The sequence below is a fragment of the uncultured Campylobacter sp. genome (genome assembly GCF_938045405.1).
Classification (GTDB): domain Bacteria; phylum Campylobacterota; class Campylobacteria; order Campylobacterales; family Campylobacteraceae; genus Campylobacter_B.
Genome location: NZ_CALIMW010000297.1, coordinates 13,090 through 34,285, shown reverse-complemented (window position 1 = coordinate 34,285; position 21,196 = coordinate 13,090). Strand labels below are relative to the sequence as shown.

Annotated in this window: 19 protein-coding genes; all 19 read right to left on the bottom strand. The window is 48.9% G+C overall.

The features are described from left to right. Nucleotides 1-958 (bottom strand): polysaccharide biosynthesis protein (locus Q0140_RS12375; protein WP_297965005.1); only part of this gene is annotated, 958 nt, incomplete at its 3' end. Next, nucleotides 958-2,055, bottom strand: coding sequence for a UDP-N-acetylbacillosamine transaminase (gene pglE / locus Q0140_RS12370; protein WP_297965003.1), 1,098 nt, complete (start codon nt 2,053-2,055; stop codon nt 958-960). The genes Q0140_RS12375 and pglE, both read right to left, overlap by 1 nt. Before the next feature lie 115 nt (nt 2,056-2,170). Beyond that, nucleotides 2,171-2,770: a UDP-N-acetylbacillosamine N-acetyltransferase gene (gene pglD, locus Q0140_RS12365; protein ID WP_297965001.1), complete on the bottom strand. Its 600-nt coding sequence runs from the start codon at nt 2,768-2,770 to the stop codon at nt 2,171-2,173. After that, nucleotides 2,757-3,362, bottom strand: coding sequence for an undecaprenyl phosphate N,N'-diacetylbacillosamine 1-phosphate transferase (gene pglC, locus Q0140_RS12360; RefSeq protein ID WP_297964999.1), 606 nt, complete (start codon nt 3,360-3,362; stop codon nt 2,757-2,759). Before pglC ends, pglD begins: the two co-directional genes overlap by 14 nt. Continuing rightward, nucleotides 3,355-4,482 carry a glycosyltransferase family 4 protein gene (locus Q0140_RS12355; protein WP_297965007.1) on the bottom strand — a complete coding sequence of 376 codons (1,128 nt, stop codon included), beginning with the start codon at nt 4,480-4,482 and terminating at the stop codon, nt 3,355-3,357. The genes pglC and Q0140_RS12355 overlap by 8 nt, the downstream gene beginning before the upstream one ends. Before the next feature lie 73 nt (nt 4,483-4,555). After that, entirely contained in the window at nt 4,556-7,303 is a 2,748-nt protein-coding gene (locus Q0140_RS12350; RefSeq protein ID WP_297964997.1) for an STT3 domain-containing protein, read from the bottom strand. Between the two features lie 2 nt (nt 7,304-7,305). Next, a complete protein-coding gene (locus tag Q0140_RS12345; protein ID WP_297964996.1) occupies nt 7,306-8,424 on the bottom strand; it encodes a glycosyltransferase in 1,119 nt (372 codons plus the stop codon). Nucleotides 8,425-8,670: 246 nt separating this feature from the next. Beyond that, complete coding sequence (locus Q0140_RS12340; protein WP_297964994.1) at nt 8,671-9,714, bottom strand: glycosyltransferase; 1,044 nt, start codon at nt 9,712-9,714, stop codon at nt 8,671-8,673. Then, the gene (locus Q0140_RS12335) at nt 9,711-10,976 is read right to left on the bottom strand and encodes a glycosyltransferase (protein WP_297964993.1); all 1,266 of its coding nucleotides are present in this window, start codon (nt 10,974-10,976) and stop codon (nt 9,711-9,713) included. The genes Q0140_RS12340 and Q0140_RS12335 overlap by 4 nt, the downstream gene beginning before the upstream one ends. Then, a complete protein-coding gene (locus Q0140_RS12330) occupies nt 10,976-12,055 on the bottom strand; it encodes a glycosyltransferase family 4 protein (protein ID WP_297964991.1) in 1,080 nt (359 codons plus the stop codon). The genes Q0140_RS12335 and Q0140_RS12330 overlap by 1 nt, the downstream gene beginning before the upstream one ends. A 1-nt stretch (nt 12,056) precedes the next feature. Then, nucleotides 12,057-13,118: a polysaccharide pyruvyl transferase family protein gene (locus Q0140_RS12325; protein WP_297964989.1), complete on the bottom strand. Its 1,062-nt coding sequence runs from the start codon at nt 13,116-13,118 to the stop codon at nt 12,057-12,059. Next, the gene (locus tag Q0140_RS12320) at nt 13,115-14,737 is read right to left on the bottom strand and encodes a Coenzyme F420 hydrogenase/dehydrogenase, beta subunit C-terminal domain (protein ID WP_297964987.1); all 1,623 of its coding nucleotides are present in this window, start codon (nt 14,735-14,737) and stop codon (nt 13,115-13,117) included. Before Q0140_RS12320 ends, Q0140_RS12325 begins: the two co-directional genes overlap by 4 nt. Further along, a complete protein-coding gene (locus Q0140_RS12315; protein WP_297964985.1) occupies nt 14,734-16,272 on the bottom strand; it encodes an oligosaccharide flippase family protein in 1,539 nt (512 codons plus the stop codon). The genes Q0140_RS12320 and Q0140_RS12315 overlap by 4 nt, the downstream gene beginning before the upstream one ends. 81 nt (nt 16,273-16,353) lie before the next feature. Then, the gene (gene galE, locus Q0140_RS12310) at nt 16,354-17,343 is read right to left on the bottom strand and encodes a UDP-glucose 4-epimerase GalE (protein ID WP_297964983.1); all 990 of its coding nucleotides are present in this window, start codon (nt 17,341-17,343) and stop codon (nt 16,354-16,356) included. Between the two features lie 52 nt (nt 17,344-17,395). Continuing rightward, on the bottom strand, nt 17,396-18,250 hold the full coding sequence (locus Q0140_RS12305) for a DNA ligase (protein WP_297964981.1): 855 nt from the start codon (nt 18,248-18,250) through the stop codon (nt 17,396-17,398). Next, nucleotides 18,240-19,595, bottom strand: a complete 1,356-nt coding sequence (locus Q0140_RS12300; RefSeq protein WP_297964979.1) for a 3'-5' exonuclease — start codon at nt 19,593-19,595, stop codon at nt 18,240-18,242. The genes Q0140_RS12305 and Q0140_RS12300 overlap by 11 nt, the downstream gene beginning before the upstream one ends. Further along, nucleotides 19,519-19,704 (bottom strand): hypothetical protein, encoded by a 186-nt coding sequence (locus Q0140_RS12295; RefSeq protein ID WP_297964977.1) that lies wholly within the window; start codon nt 19,702-19,704, stop codon nt 19,519-19,521. Before Q0140_RS12295 ends, Q0140_RS12300 begins: the two co-directional genes overlap by 77 nt. A gap of 145 nt (nt 19,705-19,849) precedes the next feature. Beyond that, nucleotides 19,850-20,119, bottom strand: coding sequence for a hypothetical protein (locus Q0140_RS12290; RefSeq protein WP_297964975.1), 270 nt, complete (start codon nt 20,117-20,119; stop codon nt 19,850-19,852). A gap of 192 nt (nt 20,120-20,311) precedes the next feature. Beyond that, nucleotides 20,312-21,139, bottom strand: a complete 828-nt coding sequence (fabI, locus tag Q0140_RS12285; RefSeq protein ID WP_297964974.1) for an enoyl-ACP reductase FabI — start codon at nt 21,137-21,139, stop codon at nt 20,312-20,314. Nucleotides 21,140-21,196: the final 57 nt, after the last annotated feature.

Here is a 21,196-nt window from a genome sequence, read left to right as displayed (position 1 = left end):
TGGCTTCGTTAATCGAGTAGAGGTTAAACTCGCTGTGTTCGACCATAATGAGCCTCTTTGCGCCGAATTTCAAGCATTGCTTACAAATCTCGCTTCCTATCGTGCCGCCCGCACCCGTTACTAGCACGATCTTGTCTTTGATAAAATTTTCGATCGCCTTGGTGTCGAGGTCTTTGGGCTTTCGCGCGAGCAGATCCTCGATCGATACATCGCGGATCTTTTTGCTCTCATCCTCCAAAAGCGAAAAGAGCTTGATATCCTTTAGCCCGTACGCAAAAAGCTCGTCGTAGAGCTCCTTTAGCTCGTCCGGATACAGCGCCAGCGCGATAATCGCGGTTTTGGCGCCGCTGTCTTTGATCATCTGCGGAATTTCGCTCTTGGCTCTGACGACGTAGTTTTCGCAATACGTCCCTACTAGCTCTGCTCGCCCGTCCACGACACCCACGGGATAGTAGTTGATATATTTTTGCCGCATCCCTTTTAGGACGTGAAAGGTCTTACTCGTAGCGCCCACGACGATGCAGGGCTCGTTATTCGTGATGTTTTTCTTCTCGCTTAGAAACATCCGCTTTGAAATTCTAATCCCACCGATTAAAATAAACGAGATCGCCGCGTCGATGATGATGACCGAGCGCGGGAACGGGTTAAAAACTTTACTCGCCAAGAAAAATAGGATCAAAAAGGTAAGCGCTGCCATAACGTGCGCATAAAAGAGCTTCCTCGCTTCGTATAGTCCGAAAAATCTCCACGGAACTAAATAGATCCGCAAAAACCAAAAATAGAAAATTTTAATCGCCGTAAGGCTCGAGGCGCTAAGCAGGGCGCCTTTATAAAATTCGTTCGGTATATCTCCGCTAAATCGCAGCAAAAACGCGATATAAACGGAGAGGATCGAGATAAAAATATCTCCTAGCAAAAAAAACGCGAAGCGGCTAAATTTAGTGGGTTTTAACAGCATCAGATGTTTTCTTTTACGATTTTTACGACGCGCTCGATCGTCTCGTCGCTCATATCGGTGCCGCTAGGAAGGCAGATGCCGCGACTAAACATATCCTCGCTCGTGCCGTCAACTACGCTAAGCACGCCTGCAAAGATGCTTTGCAGATGCATCGGCTTCCAAAGCGGACGAGATTCAATGTCGGCTTTATTTAGAGCGTCGATAACCTTTAGATGGGCATCCTTTTTCTTAAATAGAAGCGTCGTAAGCCATCTATTGCCCTTGCCGCCTTCTACTTCGGGCATAAACTCCACGTCGGTGCCTCTAAACAGATCCTCGTAAATTTTAAAAATTTCGCGTTTTCTTTTCACGCGCTGCGGCAATACCTCCATCTGGCCTACGCCGATAGCGCCTAAGACGTTGCTTAAGCGGTAGTTGTAGCCGTAGTCTTTGTGCTCGTAGTGAAGCAGCGGCTCGCGCGCCTGGGTGCTTAAAAATCTAGCCTTAGCCACTAGCTCCTCATCATTTGAGATCAGCATTCCGCCGCCAGAGGTAGTGATGATTTTATTGCCATTGAAGCTTAGCGCGCCGCATTTTCCGATACCGCCAAGTGCTTTACCCTTATAAAATCCGCCCAGCGCCTCTGCGGCATCCTCGATAACATCAATGCCTTCGTTCGCGCAAATTTCGCATATCTCATCCATCTTCGCAGCCTGTCCGTAAAGGTGCGTAACGATGAGCGCCTTTGGCTTTTTCGGCGATTTTTTGATCGCTTCTTTAAGCAGCTTCGGGCTTAAATTCCAACTCTCGTCGCTGTCTATCAGCACCGGCACGCAGCGCTCGTAAAATATCGGATTTAGCGACGCCATGAAGGTAAATGTGGAGCCAAGCACCACGTCGCCGTCCTTTACGCCGCTGCAACGAAGCGCTAGATGAAGTGCCGCCGTGCCTGCGTTTAGCGCCAGCGCGCCGCGCGTGCCAGTATAGGACTTCACTGCGTCTTCAAAGCGATTGACATATTCGCCCAAAGGCGCGATATAGTTGCTCTCAAATACCTTTTTTATATACTCAAGCTCATCGCCGCCCATATTAGGCGGGCTTAAAAATACTCTTGCCATCTCTATCCTTCCTTGATTTAAAATTTAACCTCGCGCGATGCAAGGCTAAATTTAGCTTTCGGCATTAAATTTAAATGCTCGGATTTTATCACTTTTAATGCTATAAATTTTAAATTCAGCCATTTTTTTTAATCACGCGAGCAGGCACGCCTACGGCTACGCTATCGCTAGCTATGTCGCGCACGACCGCAGCGCCCGCGCCGATGATGCAGCGCTGTCCGATCTTTAGCCTCTGAATGACGCTAGCGCCGATGCCCACGTGCGAAAACGCCCCCACCTTCACGCCGCCCGCAAGCGCCGCGTTTGGGCTAATGTGCGCAAACTCGCCGATCTCGCACTCATGCTCGATTACGACGCCTGAATTGATTATCGCGCCGCGACCGATTTTAGCTCGCGCATTTATCACGGCGCCTGGCATTACGACCGCGCCCGCGCCGATAACGGCGCTTGGGCTAACGATGGCGCTTTGATGAATTAGCGTCGCTATCTCAAAACCCGCGCGCGCTACCTTCTCTTGTATCTTTGCGCGGGTTTTATTATCGCCGATTGCGATTATTACGGGGTGCTTCGGCAGATCCTCGCTAAATTTCAGCCCCGCCGCGTCGTCTAAAAAAACGACCTCGCTAAATTTAGCCTCGCGCGCGGCTAGCGCGACGTCGGCGACTACTAGCCCGTGTCCGCTCGCGCCGTAAACGTAAATTTTAGTTGTGCCCATTAAATTTCTCCGTAGTCGCCATGCCCTCTTTATTCACGCCCTCTTTCGCAAGCACTTTTTTAATCGTCAAAAGCGCGATCTTAAGATCGAGCGCGAAGCTTAAATTTTGCGCGTAATACGTGTCGAACTCAAATTTTTTCTCCCAGCTGATCGCGTTGCGTCCGTTTACCTGCGCAAGCCCCGTGATGCCCGGGCGCACGCTGTGCCTAAGGCGCTGCTGCGGCGAATAAAGCGGCAGGTACTCGATCAGCAGCGGGCGCGGCCCGATGAAGCTCATATCGCCCTTTAGCACGTTGAAAAGCTGCGGCAGCTCATCCAGGCTTAGCGCGCGGATCTTTTTACCGTAATCGTTCAGCCGCTCTTCGTCGGGTAGAAGCTCGCCGTCTGCGCCGCGCTCGTCGCTCATCGTTTTAAATTTGTAAATTTTAAAAATTTGCTCATCAAGCCCAGGGCGAGATTGCGTAAAAATCGCGCTTTTGCTAATGTGCTTGCGGATCAAGAACCACGTAAGCGCCATCACGGGCGAAACCAAAATGATCAAAACCAAAGCCGCCGTAAAATCGAGCGCACGCTTTAAAAAACACCTATACATCGATAAATTTCCTATAAACCTCTAAATATTTTTCCGTGACGATCTTTTCGTCGTAATTTGCAAGCACCATCTCGCGCCCGTTTCGCCCTAGCCTCTCGCAAAGCGCAGCATCGTCCAATAGAATTTCGATCTTTCGCGCAAGGCCCTCTGCGTCGCGAGTGCGGCAAATTAAGCCGTTGACGCCATCTTGCACCGCCTCGACGCAGCCGCTACAGTCGCTTACCACGCAGGCTCGCGCCATGCTCATCGCCTCTAAAACCGTGCGCGGAAAGCCCTCCTTGTAGCTAGGAAGTGCCAGCAGGTAACTAGCCTTCAAAAGCTCAGGCACATCGTTTCTAGCGCCTAGATAATGCACCGCACCGCTTTGCAAAAATGCAGGATCAGCGGTGCTTTTATTGCCCGCAAAACCCTCGCCCACAAAGACAAATTTCGCATCCGATCGATCTTTTAAAATTTCTGCTGCTTCGTAGAATTCTCTCACGCCCTTATGCCACATCGCGCGAGCTATCATCAGCACGATCTTTTTGCCGTGCAAATCCTCGCCCAGATCCGCCGCACTAACGATTTTGGGGTTGAATCTTTCAGCATCTACGCCTACACTTTTAATCCTTATGACCTTTTGCTTCGCAATAAGCCCGCGAGATAGCATATAATCGGGATCGGCATCGTTTACAAATACGCAAGCATCCGCCTGCGAAAATGAAAATTTATAAAGCTTCTCCAAAACCGCTCGCACAAGCCTTGTTTTAATATCATCGTCGATATAAAAGCTGCCCAGCCCCTCGACTAAGTTTATCACATATTTTATACCCGCCTCTCGAGCCGCCAGTGTACCAAACACGTTTGATTTGTGCGCAGCTGTTTGCAGCAGGTCCAAATTTAGCCTCTTTAGCTCGCGCGCAAGGGCTTTGGTGTTGCTAAATACGGTAAGCGGATTCAGGCTAGCTCGATCAAGATCGTAGGTTACGGCATTAAAATCGCGTGCCAAATCCTGCGTATAAGCGCCTCGAGGAGCGATTGCAAAAACCTCGTGTCCGCGCTCTTTTAAAGCCTGCATTATCGGGCGACGAAAGAAATGTAAGCTCATATCGGCATGGCTTAAAAACCCTATGCGAGCCATATGCTGCATTCCTTGCTTGGCGTTGCGAGATTAAATTTCATAAATTTCTCCTTAGCTTGCGGCAAAATTTTATCTAGCGCTTTAATTTATAAACTTTCACAGCAGGGCTTAAGATCACAGGCTCGAATAGCTCGGGCCTATATCTTTCAAATACAAAAAGCTGAATGTAGCTTGAGTTTAGCATCGTCTTATCTAGCAGTAAAAATCTCCCGTAATCGCGCATGAAAATCACGTAAAATTGCGCGCTGCTGTCCATATTAAACTCCTTGACCGAAAGCTTGCCGTTCGCGTCGTAGCTCGTTTCGTAAAAGGTATTGATCGCGAATTTTCTGCCGCTATATTCTAAATTTAAAAGGCTAGACGAGATCGAAAAGCCGTTGTCCATATGCACGCCGCTTTGATCCTGAACGAACCTATCGCTCGTTATGAAAAACAGCTCACTTAGCTGCTTGCCGTCGGTGATGTCGATGTTTGAAAACTGCGTGACGACGGGGAAGATATTCATCATACGATCGGGCAAGATGTAATAGATGTCGCGCGTAGGCTTCGGCGGCTTAAAATCAGCCAGTCCCAAGCTTAAGATAAAATCATTGACGTCGGTCGCGTTATAGTCTTTTAAAATTTGCTTTAGCTTGTTTGGAATTTTTTCGCTATATCCGCGCTCGGTGTATTCGACATCCAGGCGCGCCATATTTGCAGAGCTCATCTGATCTCTAAAAAGCGCAAAGCTAACAGGGAAATTATCGTTGCCGAGGTGTTTGCCGCCGTCGATGAGGGTCTTTACATCGCTGTAATAGCGTATGCCGTATCCGTAGTCCCACCACGAAAGCGCGTAATCCTCGCGCTTCGCTTTATCTTTAAGCTCATCGAGCACCCGCACTTCGCTTTGATAAAAGACCGTATCGACCTTGTACGAGACGATGTGCTGCCATGCGGGGTAAATGGCAAGCGCCGTTAAAATAAGCAGTATCGCGCGCCCTGCGATCTTTGGCAGATCCAAGCGCTTTACGCAAAAATACAAAATATATCCGAAGCTCAGCCCCATCACGCCCACAGCGTAGATCGTAAATCTAAGGCCCGCTTTGTTTGCCGCAAAGCCCAAAAGCAGAAGCGGGATCGAGAGCAAAAATTCCTTATGCCTAAAGCAAAGCACTACGTATCCGATCGCTGCGATCACGAAAACCGCGACGTGCGAGCTGATGCGCTCCATAAAGATATTAGTCGGCACGATGCCTGATTCTTGGATTGTTTGATTGACGTTGAAAAAATGAAATGCCGTATCGGCGTTGTCCGCAAAGGAGCGGAAGATATAAAATTTCGCCTGAAAGATGATCGGGCTAAGACCTCCGTTTGCGACGAAAAAGACTACGGCAAGTGCGCCGATAATCGCTAAAATTTTAAAATTTAATAGCTTTCCTCTAAATGCAAAGAGCCAAAATAGCGCAAGTGAGATTAAAATTTTAGCTATCAAAGGCGTGGAGCAAAGCGCGATCAAAAAGATAATCATCGCTTCGTAATTTACCGCACTTTTTCGCTTAAAAATCAGCGTGTAGGCAAAAAACATGGCGAGCATCATGGAATTTAGCGAAAAGCTGGACGGATACCACCACATATAAAATATCACAAACGCGCCCAGCCAAAACAGCGTGCTGCGCGAGCCGCGCGTGCAAATGCGGATGAGCGCCCACAAAATACACATCGCAAGCACGATATTTAGCATATCGGTGTCGTAATACCCCGCCATCGTGCGGTTGTAGTAGCTATTCGCCACGCTCGCGACAAGCGCGCCGATGAAGCCCGCGCGCATGCAGCGAAACTCGCTTGAAATTAATAAAATCGGCACTACGATGAGCGAGCTAAACAAAGCCGGCAGATAAACGAATATCGTCTCGATTTTAAAGGGCAAAATTTCAGCCAAAAACGCCGTCACGATCGAAAGCGGTGCACTAAAGTAGCTAAGATCGTTGGGCTGATGAAAGCCAGCGAGTCGGTCGCGCGCGCCCTCTGCAAAGGCGTAGCCGTCGTTGGTGTTTATCATCAGCTCGCCGTCCCAAAAAAAGTAGTTCGGAAATCCGCTCGCCCAGTGCACCCACCACATACGAAACGCCACGCTAAAGGCAAACGCGAACAAAATCATCAGCAAAATATGCTTGGAGAACTCATAATTTTTTATAAAGCCAAAAATTCTGCGCCTGGCAGGGAGCACGCCAGCTGACTGATTTTTAGAATTTTGGGAATTTTCTGCTGTAGAGTTTTTAGAATTATCAGAATTTATACCGTTTGTAGAATTTAAAGCACTTGCGGAATTCACATTTTTAAATTTAGCCAAATTAGCAGCTTTTGCGGAATTTTTATTTGTAGAATTTTTGCTCGTGGAATTCGCAGTGTCCTTTAAATTTGAGTTTGTAGAATTTGCGCCTGCGGAATTTTCAGAATTTACCGAGGTAGAATTTCGTCCGCTTGATTTTTTAGCCTTTTTGGATTTTTTTTGTGCTCGCATTTTTGCAGAAACAGCGCGCGCTTGATCGTCGCTTAAATTTTTAACGCCGGCGTGCGCGGAATTTTTGCTCGCAGAATTTTTTGCATCAAGTGCGGAATTTTTATCGCTCTGAGGCGCGGTATCCTCGCTACCCTTAAGCTCGGCATTTTCGCCGCTAAAATTCTCTCCGCCGCCTGCGGAATACTCTGCGTCAAAATTTCCCTCACTAGCAAAATTTTCGCTTAAGGCAGCTTTGTCGGCACCCATTGATTGCGCGCCTTTTTGATCGTCCGATCCTTCGTCGATCTCTCTGACGCTAAAAGCCTTTTTTTCTTCACCCACGCCTATTTTCCTTCGTCGATTTGTTCTATTTTTGCGATCAGCTCGCTTGCTATCCGTTTTTTATCGAAAAACGAGGCTCTAATTTTAGCCTTTTTCTCATAAAATTTTACATAATTTTCATCATCCAGCGCTTTTTGCATCGCCGCTTGGGTGCTTTCTAGATCGTTCACGCCCACCAGCACGCCCCATTCGCTCTGCCCCATAAGCTCGCGCGCGCCGCTTTGATGATCGCTTGAAATCACGAGCTTGCCGCAAGCAAGAGCCTCGATTAGCGCGTTTGAAAACCCCTCAAAAAGGCTTACGAAGACAAACGCGTAGCATCTGGCCATATATTTATACGGGTTTGCGTCAAAGCCCAAAAGCTTCACGCGACCACCTAAGCCCAGCTCCTCTATCAGAGCCTCAAGCTCGACTCGCAGCACTCCGTCACCTAAGATCAGCAGGTCTTTGTCGTTATTTTTTAAATTTGCATACGCGCGGATCAAAAGCGCGTGGTTTTTACCCGCATCGAGCCTGCCGACGCTTAGGAAAAACGGCTGCTGCTGCGCGATAGGCTCGCTAGCTTTGCGACTGATCTCATCAAGATCGATCGCGTTGTATAGCACGCTCATCTTGCGCTCGTCAATTCCGAAATTATCCGCCAGATCGCGCAGGTTGCCGAGCGAGTTTGGAAAGATAAAATCGGCCTTCGGATAGAGCTTACGCAGCAAAAGCTTTGAAATTTTAGATTTGAAGTTCGCATCTTTATACAGCACCGACGGCGTCGAGCATTCGTTAAAAATCATCGTTCCGCGTAGCCCGTAAACCCGCGCGAGCGCCGCCACGTAACAAGGGCGGTTCATCCAAACGAAGTGGATATCGATGCCCAGCCTCTCGCATAGCTTTTTGTAGCGCAGCGCCAAAAACGGCAGTTTTGCGAGTTTCAGCAGTCCATTTTCAAAAGGGGCTGATTTTTCGATGAAATGGATCTGCACGCCGCTTGGAATTTCATAAAAAATCCTCTCGTTCATCAGCACCAGATGCACCTCGTAGCGTGCCGTAAGCTCGCCTAAGAGGTTGCTTACGACGCGCTCGGCGCCGCCGCCTCCCATCGAATATATAAAAACGCTTAATTTCTTCATCCCTTTACCTTTTAAATATCGCTGCCGCGCCATAAATTTAAGCTTTAGTTTCGCTTTTTATGCGAGCATACGCCGCGCATTCCGTTTAAATTTAGCGCGTTTTGCGCTGTTCTAAGCGGCTAAATTTCATCGCGCGATGCGCTTTGTAAATTTAAACGCGCTACTACGCTTGGCGCAAGAGCCTATCTTAGCACACCGAAGTTTAAATTTATCCCTGCGCGGCGCTAGGGCATCGATAAGCGGCTGCTATTTGCGCGCAAACCGATCGATCAAGCCCTGCCAGAGCTCGACTATGCGCTCTTGCAAAAACTCGTCTAAATTTTCATTTGCATTTTGCACGAGAGCGTCTCGCAGCGCCTCATCACGCATTAAATTTTCAAGCTTGCTCGCAAGTTCATTCGCATCGCCGCGTTTAAACAAAATGCCGCTAAAGCCGTCCTTTATGAGCTCTTTTGCGCCCGCCGTGTCGCTGCTAAGCCGTGCGCAGCCGTAAAATGCAGACTCGATCAGCACGTTCGAAAGCCCTTCATTAAGCGAACTGAGCACAAAAATTTTGGCTTCTTTATACAGTTCGCTCACGTCCTGCTTATGCCCTAAAAATCGCACTTCAAGTCCAAGCCGCGCCGCTAGCTCGCGCAAGCTTTCGCGCAGCGAGCCGTCACCCGCGATTAAAATTTCCCACTTCTCAAGCAGACTTTTATCGATCCTGCTTAGCGCATCAAAGTAAATTTCATACCCCTTGACGGGCTCGAGCCTACCGACGCTTAAGATCACGTTTCGCTTGGCGCTTTTTGCGTCGCAGATCTCGCCGAAAAAGGGGTTATGCACGACGAAGCAGTTTTTGACAAATCGCGAATAGTACTCAAAGTCCGAGCGCGTAAGCACCGTAAGCGCGTCTGCTTTTTTATAGCACAGATCGCGCACGCGGCTAAAAAGCCCGCTTCGCAGATAATCGTGCGCGTTGTGCTCGGTCGCGATGAGTGGAATTTTAAGTCCGAAATTTGCGATCACGCACGCTACGTTCGTCCAGTCCATAAAGCTGATGATGACGCTTGGGCGCTCGCGCTTGAAACACTCGCGCAAAATTCTGTATTTATCGAACCTGCCGCCGTTTTTATAAACGTCCAGATGCAAAAATTTTATCTTTTCGCTAAATTTATACCTGCCCTCGTCGTTTTCCAAAATCGCGATCGTAACGTCGTTTGCGCGCGCAAAATGGTTCGCCAAAACCTGCAGCACGCGCTCGGCGCCGCCGTTTCTAAGAGCTGCGATGATGAATAAAATTTTCATTTTAACTTCCGATAAATTTTATAAAATAGCCGCAAAAGCGCGGGGCTAGCGTAAAATAAGACCATCATCAGCGTCTGCGTGCGGCTTGCATGCGCCGCAAAAAATCTAAAATCCAGCCGCTCGCGCACCAAAGCGTGCAGTGAGCGGATCTGATCCGCAGCTTCTGCAGCGCTTAAAGGAGAGCGGGGATCTGCGATCTTTCTTTGCGACGCAGAATTTTGCTTAGAATTCCGCATATAATTTTGCTTGGCGGAATTTTTAAATGCGGAATTTTTACCGCATGCGCAAGATAAACTATCAGCTCCATGCAAATCTGCCTCGTTTGTCAAACCGCACGTATTAGCCTCGGAAGGAGAAGTCGCATCCCCATCCGAACTTGCAGGATCAAAGCTCGATTTGATAATTAAAAACGCCGTATTCAGCGCGGACTCGCAGCGAGTAAAATTAGCCTCACGCGCCAAGCTTGGATAATTCACAGCGATCGCCTCAGTATAGCGGCGCACCGCAGCAATGACTGCAAGATGCCTGCGAGCGAATGAGTTTACGGTCGAGCCTGCCCTTACGCGATAAAAATATAAAATTTTATCCGTGCACGCCGCAATAGAAGCATTAAAAATATCAAAAAATATCGCCACATCCTCATAGATCTGCCCCGCAGGAAAGCGCAAAGCAGCGAAAATTTCGCGAGCAAACAGCGCGCGCCAAACCGCGGTGCTAAAATACGGATCCTGCGTGCAGCTGCGTCTAAAAAGCTCTTGCGGCGATATTTTGTATTCGCCTGCGTTGGCATTCGAATTTGCAGCTCCTCCTGGATCGCTAATCTCTTTAGAATTTTGATTTTCTTTAGAATTTAAAGCCGCCTTGAAATTATTTATTTCGCTCTCGTCGCTAAATGCCGTGTAGCCGCACATAGCGATTTTGGTGCAAAATTTCTGCGTCAGGCGAAAAAGTGTCTCAATCAAATCAAGGCTTATCAAATCGTCGCTGTCTACGAAACTGATAAACTCCCCGCGAGCGACATCCAAAGCAGCGTTTCGCGCGCTAGCCTGCCCGCCGTTTGGTTTATGCAGCACGCGCACACGGGGATCGCGCGCAGCGTATTCGTCGCAAATCGCCTCGCTGCCGTCATTTGATCCATCATCTACGAGCAAAATTTCTAAGTTCGCATAGGTCTGCGCCGTGATGCGTTCCACGCAAGCGCGTAGGAATTCTTTGACATTATAAACGGGGATGATGACCGAGATTAAGGGATTTTCGCTCATTATTCCTCCCTGTGTATCGTAGCGGCTATGAAATCCAGCCAGCGTCGCCCGATCGTTTCAATTTTAAAGCTCTCCTCGCGCTTAGAGGCATTTTGCACGAGTCGCTCGCGCAGCTTTTCGTCGCTCATTAGAATTTCAAGCTTTTTTGCGATGCTCGCGCTATCGCCTACAGAGCACAAAAACCCATCTACGCCGTCGCTTATAAGCTCGCTAGGACCTGCGATGCAATCCGTAGAAATTCTAGCGGTGCCGAAAAATATACTCTCCATCAAAATATTGCAAAAGCCCTCCATCTTGGAGGTTACAACTACGATTTTAGCGCGTTCATATAAGCTTTCGATATCGCGCACAAAGCCGATGAACTGCACATTTAAGCGCAGCTTCGCAGCTAGGCTTTCAAGGCTCTTTCGCTCCTCTCCGTCGCCTGCGATCACCACCTTCCACTCTTTTAAAAGATTGAAATCTATAAGCGCAAGCGCCTTAAGAAGGACATCAAAGCCCTTATAGACATTGAGCCGGCCGGCTGCTAGGATGATATTTTCTTTAGGCGGGCGAGCCTCTTTAGCATGGCTGATCTCAAACATCGGATTAGGCATAATCACTCGATTTTGCACATATGTGTAATGATCCAGATCGAATTTACTAAGCACACTAAGACCTGCAGCTTGCGGATAAAAGATCCGCTTGAGAGCTCGCCAGATCGGACTTTTTAAAAAGCGATGATTGGTGTGTTCGGAGACGATGATTTTCTGCCCGACTCCTAGATTTGCGATAAGCGTAAGGACATTGGTATTATCTAAAAACGAGATTACTACGTCAAATTTACGACTTTTTAGAAGCCCATGCAAGGCTAAAATTTTATCGTAGCGCTTTTTTATATTGCCAAATACTCCTAAATCGCCTACTCCTAAATCCAAGCTAAGAAGCTCGATCTTAGGATCTAGCGCGTAAAACGGCTCATCTGCGTCAAATTTTATCACACATACTTCATTCTCGCGGCAGAAAAAATTTGCCAGCACGCTTAGCACGCGCTCGGCACCGCCCTTGCCTAAAGCAGAAATTACCATAGCTATTTTCATTTTATGAGCCTAAACTTGTTTTTAAAAATTTCATCGAGTCCTCTCTTTTACGGCGCAACGCCTCATTTACACCATCCCAATCGATAGTCGCGTCCAACCGCGCGTCTTTGGGATCTTGCAGAGCTCTATCTTCAAGCCCGAACGAGCCCAAAAGCGAGCTAAAGCGCGACGCGCCGCGACTAGCATTAACGAGCACAAAAAACGGCTTATTAAAGATTATAGAAAATACGCAGCCGTGAAATGAGTCGGTTAGCACAAACTCCGCGCCCGCAATAGCGCTTAGCCACGCTTCTATGCCGATGCGGTTGTCACGGTCGTTCACCTCATCTATCTCTAGTCCGCTTTGCTTCTTTAATAGTTCTATCGCCGCTTCTGAGCGAGGCGATGGATCTAGGATATAGGCAAAGCCCTTACGCTTTGGCGCATGGCTTAAAAATTTATCGTAAATCTCTTTGTTAGCCAAAAGCGTAGGATCTAGCACCCAGCTCGCATCTACGCCAAAGCATTCGCGCGCAAGCTTTACACCATCGCGCTCGCGCACCGAAATAGCTTTAAATTTAGCCAAATTTGCAGTGTGAGCTTTTAAATCTGCGGGGTTTTTAAACCCACAGAACCTATCTCCGCCGAAGCTTGCAGCATAGGCGATCCGCGTGCAGTTAGGCGGCAAAAATCCAAGGCTAAAGCAATCTGCAAAATCCGCAAAATAGCTAGGGCGAAAAACCTGATCGCTTCCTAAAATCACCGCTTCAAAGCGCTCTTTCTCGCACAGCGCCTTTAAATCCGTAGGCGTGCAAACAGGCACGGTTGAAGGAATATTTTCGGCCACAAACTCGCTAGTATCGCGCTCGTAAGAGGGATTAAATTTCGCGCCGCAAAGCTCCTTTTTTAGCGCGCGCGCCACTAAAAATTTAATATACGCAATCGATAGTTTACTTCTTTGCAGGCGCAAGTTTATGAGCCGCGGCTCATGCCCAAGCTCCACTAGCACGCGGCTTAGCGCGTAAGCTTGTAAAATTCCGCCGTAATTATTTACTAGCGGCAGGGTAAAAATCCCGATCTTCATGCAAACTTCCTATAAATTTTATATGCCGCGATCTTTGGTAGCGCCAAAAGCGCTAGCGCTTTATTCGCAGCGGCAATTTTTTTAAGCCTAGCAGCGATGAAATCATCACAATCAAAATGCGTAGCGCTATATCGCTGGATCTGAAGCTTCTGGCGCAAGATGTAACGCTTAAGCGGGTTTTTCGCGCCATAGAAAATTTCGTTTTTGCACTCCACCTGGCTTTGTTGCGAGCGCTGCACCTCTGCTGTGGATATCCGCTCGCAAAAAATCGCCTCGCGTGCCTGCTTCGTAGGCTGCGAAAATAGCGCGTCGATCTGAGCTGCGCGCGTAATTACGAGCGATGTGCCGCGCCACTCGCTCATTTCGCTTTGCAGCCACGCATCCATCAGCACGATGTCGGCGCATTTGGCAAAAACGTCGGTGCAGGCGTTGCACGCAAGTGGGGTAAAAGCGCGCGAGCTCCAGTATGCAAAGGCGCTACTACTGCGATCGTCTATCGCCTCGCTGCCATCTGTAGCTCGGAATTTAAAGCCAAAGCTCATCGCACTTTTGCCCGCGATTTTATATCTGTAATTAACCGTCGTGAGCTGCTTACGCTCTTTAAACGCAAGATCTGCCAGCTTATACGTAAAAGCAGCACCCTTGCCCTGTCCGCAAACCAGCCCGATAATAAAGCTTATGCGGGATTTAAGGCGCGGATTTTTGCTCGCAGCAAGCCTTAAGGCCTTAGCAAAGCACGGCAGCGCGCTAATCGCGTATCTGCCCTCGCGGCGCGACATCTCCTTTAGCACTGCTTCAAGCGTGAGCGGATAGTAAGCGGACGAGCGCGCGCGAGTAAGCTCATCGGCATTTTTTATCACGCTAAATTTAAATAGCGGCACGGAATTTTCGCCCGCATAATTTCGCGCATTTTTGGAATTCTCGCAAGCAAAATTCTGCGTTGATACGGAATTTTTACAAGAAGCTTTAGAATTCTGCGCGAAATTTTCATTTGTAAAATTCTGCATGGAATTCTGCGTAAAATTTTCGCAAAAGGAATTTTGCGCACTCGTAAAATTTATAGAATCATCGTCCGCCAAATTCTGCGTTAAATTCGGAATTGCGGAATTCTGCTCGGAATTTTTGGTTGCGGAATTTTGCAAATTCTGTGGCTGCGCTAAATTATTGCAGGCAGAAAAATCACGCTTGGAATTTTGGGCTATAAAATCCCCCTCGTCCGCAGGCACGGCGCAAATTGCGTAATCAATGAGCCCGCGCGCAAAAAGCTCGCGAAAAATATAATCTCCCGCACCGCCGCTTGCACTGCTTAGGCGCTGCGCTTCATCTTTTTTGTAGAATTTGTAAGTGGCTAAAAATCTGCCAAAATCAGGACTAAAGCTTTCCAGCTCTGAGTATGATTTAGAATTTAGCTCATTTTCAAGCATGTCTTTTTCGTAAAACGGGCAGACTTTTAGGCAGATGTCGCATTTGTCGCGGCACCCTTCGCCCTCCTCAGGCGCGTAAAATCCATTGCCTCCAAGCCGCATTTTTAGCACGCTAAAAGGGCAGCTGCTCGCGCAGACGCCGCAGCCAATACAGCGGTCTTTCGTAACCACTTCGCTAATTACATTGAAGCTCAAGCCCGCCTCCTTATCTTAGCTGCAATGCCACCAAAAATCGCGCGTTCGTAGTCATTCATCGCCCAAAAATATGCGCTTAGCACAAACATAGCCGAATAAAGCCCGCCGCAAATTAGCAAAAAGCTCACTCCATGCAAGCCTAGTGCATAATTTATCGCTAGGCTTACTGCGATTGCGGGAGCAAATTTTACTACCATCGCACCGATATTTCGCCAAAATTTAGCGATGTCAAGTCCGATTACACGAGCATAGTAGATATTCATCACGCAGATATTTAGCAAGGTGATCGCAAAAGCCGTGCCGCACGCAGCGCCCACGCCACCGTAAGCCTTAGCTAGCGGGATAGAAATAGCGATATTTACGAGCGTGACGCAAAACGCGGCGATTGAGCGAAATTTGACTTTGTTTTTTGCCTGAAGCACGGCTAGGCCTAAATTTTGAATCAACGGCACGCTTACTGGAAGCACCAAAATAAGCGCGATTGCGTATGAAATTTCATAATTTGCGCCAGCCCATAGCACGATAAACTCCCGCCCAAAAATCACCAAAAGCGACGCGATAAAAAATATCACGTAAAATTGCAGCCTGCCTATCTTGATAAATTCCGCGCTAAGCTCGGAATCAGTGGAGTTTGCAGAGACCATTTTGGCGATTTTAGGAAGCATTACGCCGCTAATGGTGAGCGAAAGCGTGACGAAAGTGGCATTTATCGTGCTTGCTACGGCATACGTGGAAACCGCTGTAGCGCCTGCGACCGCGCCTAAGATAAAATTATCGACATTCCAGTTTACTTGATCGACTACGATGCCTAAAAATATAAAAAACGAGTAGCCAAAAATTTGCTTAAGCGTGGAGGCGTCGAAATTTCGCACGCTTATCACGGGCGAGACTTTGCGCTTGCAGTAGATGAAATCTGCCGCGACGCAGATTAAATTTACCGCCGTAGCGATGATTACGATCGCGATAGCCTTATATCCCAAAAGTAGCGCAGGCACCGCAGCTAGCGGCAGAGCGATCGTACGAAAGATCCCAATTAGCTTGATAAATACGAAATTCTCATGCGCCGTAAGGATCGACGAATAGATGCTAAAAGGAAAACTAATCGCTAAATTTGCAGTTAGTAGCATTAGCATAATGCAAATTTCGCCCATCTCACTAGTACTTAGCTTAGCGCCAAAAATCGCGTGCAGATTAGCTAGCAGCGCAGCTCCTGCAATCACGATCACCGCGCTCATCACTAAATACACGCTAAAGATCGTGCCGTGCAGCTTATGCATGCGCTCCACTTCGCCACTTGAGGCGTATTTGGCGGTATAGACCGTCACAGCGTTGCCAAAGCCTAAATCCAAAATCGCCAAATAGCCGATAACGCTGCTTGATAAAGAATATAGCCCAAACTCGCTCTGCCCCAGCGCCCGCAGAAAAAACGGCGTATAAACCAAAGTAAGTATCGTAGAAACAAAGATATTCACATACGATAGCACGACGCCGAGCTTGCGCTGCGCGGCTTCGGGGGCGTTTAGAATTTTAAGCAAACAAGGCTTCCTTTTGCTCGCCGCTATTAAACGCGGCGGAGTAAAATTTTAAAATTTCAAATCGCACTTTCACGCTAGAACCTAGAGCTTCTTTTCCCAATTAAGCGCGCTTAGGATGATCTCATCTAAGCTCTCGTGCTCGGGATGCCACGAAGTTTTGGTGCGAATTTTATCCGCGTTTGAGATGAGGCAGGCAGGATCGCCGGCTCTGCGCGGAGCGATCTGCACTTTAAAATCCACGCCGCTTACTTTTTTAGCTTCATTAACGACCTCTTTTACGCTAAAGCCCGTGCCATATCCTACGTTAAAGACCGCGCTGTCGTTGCTTTGCAGATAATCAAGCACCGCCAGATGCGCGCTTGCGAGGTCCTCTACGTGGATGTAGTCGCGTATGCAGGTACCGTCCTTGGTGTCGTAATCATCGCCAAAAATACTCATCTTATCGCGCTTACCGACAATAGTTTGGGTTGCAACCTTGATAAGATGCGTCGCGTTCGGGTAGTTTTGCCCGATCGTGCCGTCGCTTGCGGCTCCTGCGACGTTGAAGTAGCGCAAAATTCCATATTTAAAATTTGGATTTGCCGCCGCCGTATCTTTTAGCACCCACTCGACCATCAGCTTGCTTCTGCCGTACGGATTGATCGGATTTTGCGGAGTTTCCTCGCTTACTTGCGGGATGTCGGGCTCGCCGTAGGTCGCCGCAGTGGAGCTAAAGATAAAGTCTTTCACGCCGTATTTGTTCGCAAGCGCGATCAAATTCATCGCGTTGGCGGTGTTGTTTAGATAGTATTTTAGCGGATTTTGCGTGCTTTCAAAAACCTCGATAAACGCCGCAAAATGAATGATCGCATCAAACTTCTCGCGCTTAAAAAGCTTCTCGATTGCGGGGGTATTTTCTAGGCTCTCTTGCACGAACTCAAACTCGCCTATTTTGCGAAGCGCCTCGATCGCTCGCATCGAGCCTTTGCAAAGATTATCCAGTATGACGACGTCGTGGCGGTTCGCTTCTAAAAGCGCTTTTGCGACGTGGCTGCCGATGTATCCCGCGCCGCCTGTGATTAAAATTTTCATCTATTCTCCTTCGGATCAAATTTATCAAAATACGCGATTATAGCCCCTTAGATTAAATCGCTGGTCGCACGCGCAAAAATACGGGAAAGCGCGGCTTTTTCTCGCGGGTTAGGTTTTGGTATTGATAGGTGATGATCGTGCCCACCTTAGGCGGATTTGCCCGCATCTCATCGCTAAAGCCCGTGCCTACTTTAAATTTCACTCCGCTACGTAGATCCACGCAGCTTAAAGAGCCCATCTTGCCCTCGTTTTTGCCGTAGCCGGGGTTGATTTTTACGACCTTGCAATCGCTATCGTGCGTCTTTTTGTATTTTAAAATTTTATCGCTGCGCCCGCTTTCATAAAGCGCGTTTGGATCGCGCAGCACGACCCCCTCGCCGCCTGCTGCGATGACGCGATCAAAATACGCCTGCACGTCGGCGTGCGTACTTACCGGGGTCTGCTGCACGATGAGTAAATTTTGCGCGCCGCTTGAAGCGATAAAATTTCTTAAAATTTCCATCTTTGCGCTTAGGTTTTTCTGCTCCTTCGGCAGGTCAAACGCGTAAAATTTTACCCTGCTCCACCGCTCATCGGGCACGCTAGAAGAGACGATCGAAACGAGCTGCTCAAACTCTCCGCGCGCCGTGTATAGCTCGCCGTCCACGAAAAACGGCGGAAAGCCCGCGCTCCAGCCCTCAGGAGCGTTTATGATCTTGCCGCGCCTGGAGCGCAGATTTTTGCCGTCCCAGATCGCGCGCACGCCGTCTAGCTTCTCGCTAACGACCCAGCCCGTGATATTCATGCCCGGGACATATTCTTTAAGCAACATCGGTTTAAATTTAGCCTCGTCCGCGACCGCGCCGCAGGCCAAAAATAGCGCACCCAAAACCGCGCCTTTTAAAATTTTAAAAATTTCACTTCGCATATGCCGTTAGCTCCCTTTCTATAAAGTCGCAAAAAACGGGCGTGTAGCTCATGCCCGCGCACTCTTTTTGCAAAAATTCGCCCATCACCGCGATATAATTCAAATAGTCGTCCTTGGTGATCTTGCCGCGCAAAAGCTCGTATTTCAAAAACAGCCAGTAGGTGTTGAGCACGTCGGATCTGCAGTACTCGTCGATCTTGACCTGCTCGCCTGCGTAATACAGCTGCAAGACCTGATCGCCGTGCACGTCGTATTTGCCAGGAAGGCCCACGCTAGCGCAGATATGATCGAGCTTGAGCCCGCGCACGGCGCCAAAATCGCTGATGTGATCGAGCAGATCCAGATGGAACCGCCCGTCGTAGCGGCTGCGGTAGTTCTCCCATTTGCTCTTGTTGTTATCGCGATCGTTCGTCTCAAAATACGCCGCGGCGCTTAGATCATAGCACATCGCGCGCGCCATAATCATCGGCAGATCAAACCCGCGCCCGTTGAAGCTCACGAGGCGCGGATTAAAATCCTCGATGAAGGCTAGGAATTTTGCGATTTTATCGCGCTCGCTCTCGCCCTCAAGCGTCGAGACGCGCAAAAATCTGCCGAATCCGTCCGCCATCACGGCGCTAATGCTAACGACGCGGTGGAAGCAGACGGGCAGGAATTCGCTGCCGGTTTTTTCTTTGAAAATCTCCATCGCCCTAAGCGAGAGCAATTTGTGGTTTAAAATTTTGCTTTTATCTGCATTAAAGATCGGTTGCTCGCCGTAAATTTTAAAATTTAGCGCGAGATCTTGCGCGGAATTTGAAGCGAGATTTTCGCTCTTTGAGCTTTGGGATGCGAAGCTTTGAGGCGTAGAGCTTTCCGCTGCAAAATTCTGAGGTGTGGGGCTTCGGAGCTCGGAATTTTCCGTCGCAGAGCTCTGCGCTGCGGAGCTTTGAGGCGCGGTATCGTCATAGGTTAAATTTAGCGACACAGAATTTTTGGGCGCCGTATTTTGCGACATGGAATTTTCGCTCGTAAAATTTCTCTGCGCGAGATTTTCAGCGGAATTTTCACTGGCGAAGCTTTGAGACGCGACGTCTTGCTGCGTAAAGCTTTGAGGTGCAGAATTTTGCTCGGAATTTTCTATTTTAAAATTCTGCTCCGCCGAATTTACAGCAAAATTTAAAGGCGCACTTTGCTTCTCGCCGCCGATCTTTTGCGAGAGCTGCGCGTCAAGAAGCTTTGCGAAGCTTTTTTTATCGAAAGGCTCAAAGCAGTCCGCGATCGCGTCCTCATCCAGCACCCGCATCAGCGCCGCTACGTCGGGGATCGTCTCGCAGTCGAATACGCAGATATAATCCTTTTTCATTAAGCTCCTTTATAGCGGGTTTACCGCTTTTTTCAAAAACGGCTCTGAAATAATCCTCTATCTCCATGCCATTTTTAAGTATGCTCGCTAGACCTAGCTCCTCGCTCATCCAAAGTTTTCATCGCCGCTTCCAACCTTAAAATTTTATGCTGCCGCATTTTCGCAGCAAAAAGGGGCGCGCGGAGGCGCGGCAAATTTCGCTACTGCTAGCCGCGGCGCAATTACCGCGAACAAAAGCGTGCCGGTCGTTAAATTTATCCTTCGATCAAGCGCTTGATACCCGGCAAAAGCTCGCCTGACACCTCGCAAATCCTGCTTCGCAGCACGCTAAAATCGCCGCAGTAATCGCCCAGAAGCTGCAAAATATCATCTATGATGGCTTGCGAGCGCTCGGTAAGAAGCAGCTCCTGCAAAAGGGCGAAAATTTCGCTCTCATGCGCCAGCGTGCAGCCGTAGTAGGGATCAAGGTAATAATCCAGGCAAAAACAGAAGCAAGGCTTTCTGCTCTCGTCGCTTCCGCGCAAAACGGCGGGTCTATGGCGGCGTTTTGCAGTTTCATTGCAAATTTATTTATCAGGCGCGCAGTACCGAGCCAAAGTCCGCAAGTCGCGTCGCCCGGCTACGGCTTTTACCGCATCGCAAGGCAAAACGCGCCGCTATAAACGACATCCGTTATACCTAGCCGTCGGATCGGCCCGATCGCCCTTTGCGCCGCTTTACTCGGTCTTGGCCGCATCCCACGCGAGGATCGTCTTACCTTCGGCGTCGGTGGCCACGTCGCCCATACCCATGATGTTGTAGCCGCAGTCGACGTAATGCACCTCGCCGGTCACGCCGCTAGCAAGGTCGCTGAGTAGATACATCGCGCTTTTGCCGACGTCTTGCGTCGTGACGTTGCGCTTGAGCGGCGCGTTGATCTCGTTGTAGCGTAAAATCATCCTAAAGTCGCCTATTCCGCTTGCGGCAAGCGTCTTGATCGGGCCCGCGCTGATAGCGTTTACGCGGATACCGCGCGCGCCAAGATCGTGAGCGAGGTAGCGCACTGAGCTTTCAAGTGCTGCTTTTGCGACGCCCATTACGTTGTAGTGAGGCACGAATTTCGGCCCTCCGAGGTAGGTTAGCGTGAGCACCGAGCCGCCATCTTTTAGCACCGGAAGCACCGCGCGCGTGAGGCTCAGTAGCGAATACACGCTCGTGCCCATCGCGATATCAAAGGCCTCTTTTGTAGTATTTACAAACTCGCCCTCTAGCGCTTCTTTGGGCGCATAGGCCACGGCATGCACGACGAAATCTATCTCGCCCAGATCCGCTTTTATGCGATCCGCAAGGCCGTCAAGGTGAGCAGGATTGTTTACGTCAAGTTCGTAGACGAATTTGCTGCCAAACTCCTCTGCGATCGGCTCTACGCGTTTTTTTAGCGCGTCGTTTAGGTAGGTAAACGCCATCTGCGCACCCTGCTCGTGACAAGCTTCGGCGATGCCGTAAGCGATGGATTTGGCGTTAGCGACGCCGACGATGAGGCCTTTTTTTCCTTTTAAAATCATTATTTCTCCTTTCTATTTTTGCTTGGCTTTTTCTACTTATTCTGCGTTAAAATTTAA

Bases quoted from the DNA above. Each gene is read 5' to 3' on its own strand.
- pglE (WP_297965003.1), bottom strand. From the start codon at position 2,055: ATGGCAAGAGTATTTTTAAGCCCGCCTAATATGGGCGGCGATGAGCTT.
- pglD (WP_297965001.1), bottom strand. From the start codon at position 2,770: ATGGGCACAACTAAAATTTACGTTTACGGCGCGAGCGGACACGGGCTA.
- pglC (WP_297964999.1), bottom strand. From the start codon at position 3,362: ATGTATAGGTGTTTTTTAAAGCGTGCGCTCGATTTTACGGCGGCTTTG.
- Q0140_RS12355 (WP_297965007.1), bottom strand. From the start codon at position 4,482: ATGGCTCGCATAGGGTTTTTAAGCCATGCCGATATGAGCTTACATTTC.
- Q0140_RS12345 (WP_297964996.1), bottom strand. From the start codon at position 8,424: ATGAAGAAATTAAGCGTTTTTATATATTCGATGGGAGGCGGCGGCGCC.
- Q0140_RS12340 (WP_297964994.1), bottom strand. From the start codon at position 9,714: ATGAAAATTTTATTCATCATCGCAGCTCTTAGAAACGGCGGCGCCGAG.
- Q0140_RS12335 (WP_297964993.1), bottom strand. From the start codon at position 10,976: ATGAGCGAAAATCCCTTAATCTCGGTCATCATCCCCGTTTATAATGTC.
- Q0140_RS12330 (WP_297964991.1), bottom strand. From the start codon at position 12,055: ATGAAAATAGCTATGGTAATTTCTGCTTTAGGCAAGGGCGGTGCCGAG.
- Q0140_RS12325 (WP_297964989.1), bottom strand. From the start codon at position 13,118: ATGAAGATCGGGATTTTTACCCTGCCGCTAGTAAATAATTACGGCGGA.
- galE (WP_297964983.1), bottom strand. From the start codon at position 17,343: ATGAAAATTTTAATCACAGGCGGCGCGGGATACATCGGCAGCCACGTC.
- Q0140_RS12305 (WP_297964981.1), bottom strand. From the start codon at position 18,250: ATGCGAAGTGAAATTTTTAAAATTTTAAAAGGCGCGGTTTTGGGTGCG.
- Q0140_RS12300 (WP_297964979.1), bottom strand. From the start codon at position 19,595: ATGAAAAAGGATTATATCTGCGTATTCGACTGCGAGACGATCCCCGAC.
- Q0140_RS12295 (WP_297964977.1), bottom strand. From the start codon at position 19,704: ATGAGCGAGGAGCTAGGTCTAGCGAGCATACTTAAAAATGGCATGGAG.
- fabI (WP_297964974.1), bottom strand. From the start codon at position 21,139: ATGATTTTAAAAGGAAAAAAAGGCCTCATCGTCGGCGTCGCTAACGCC.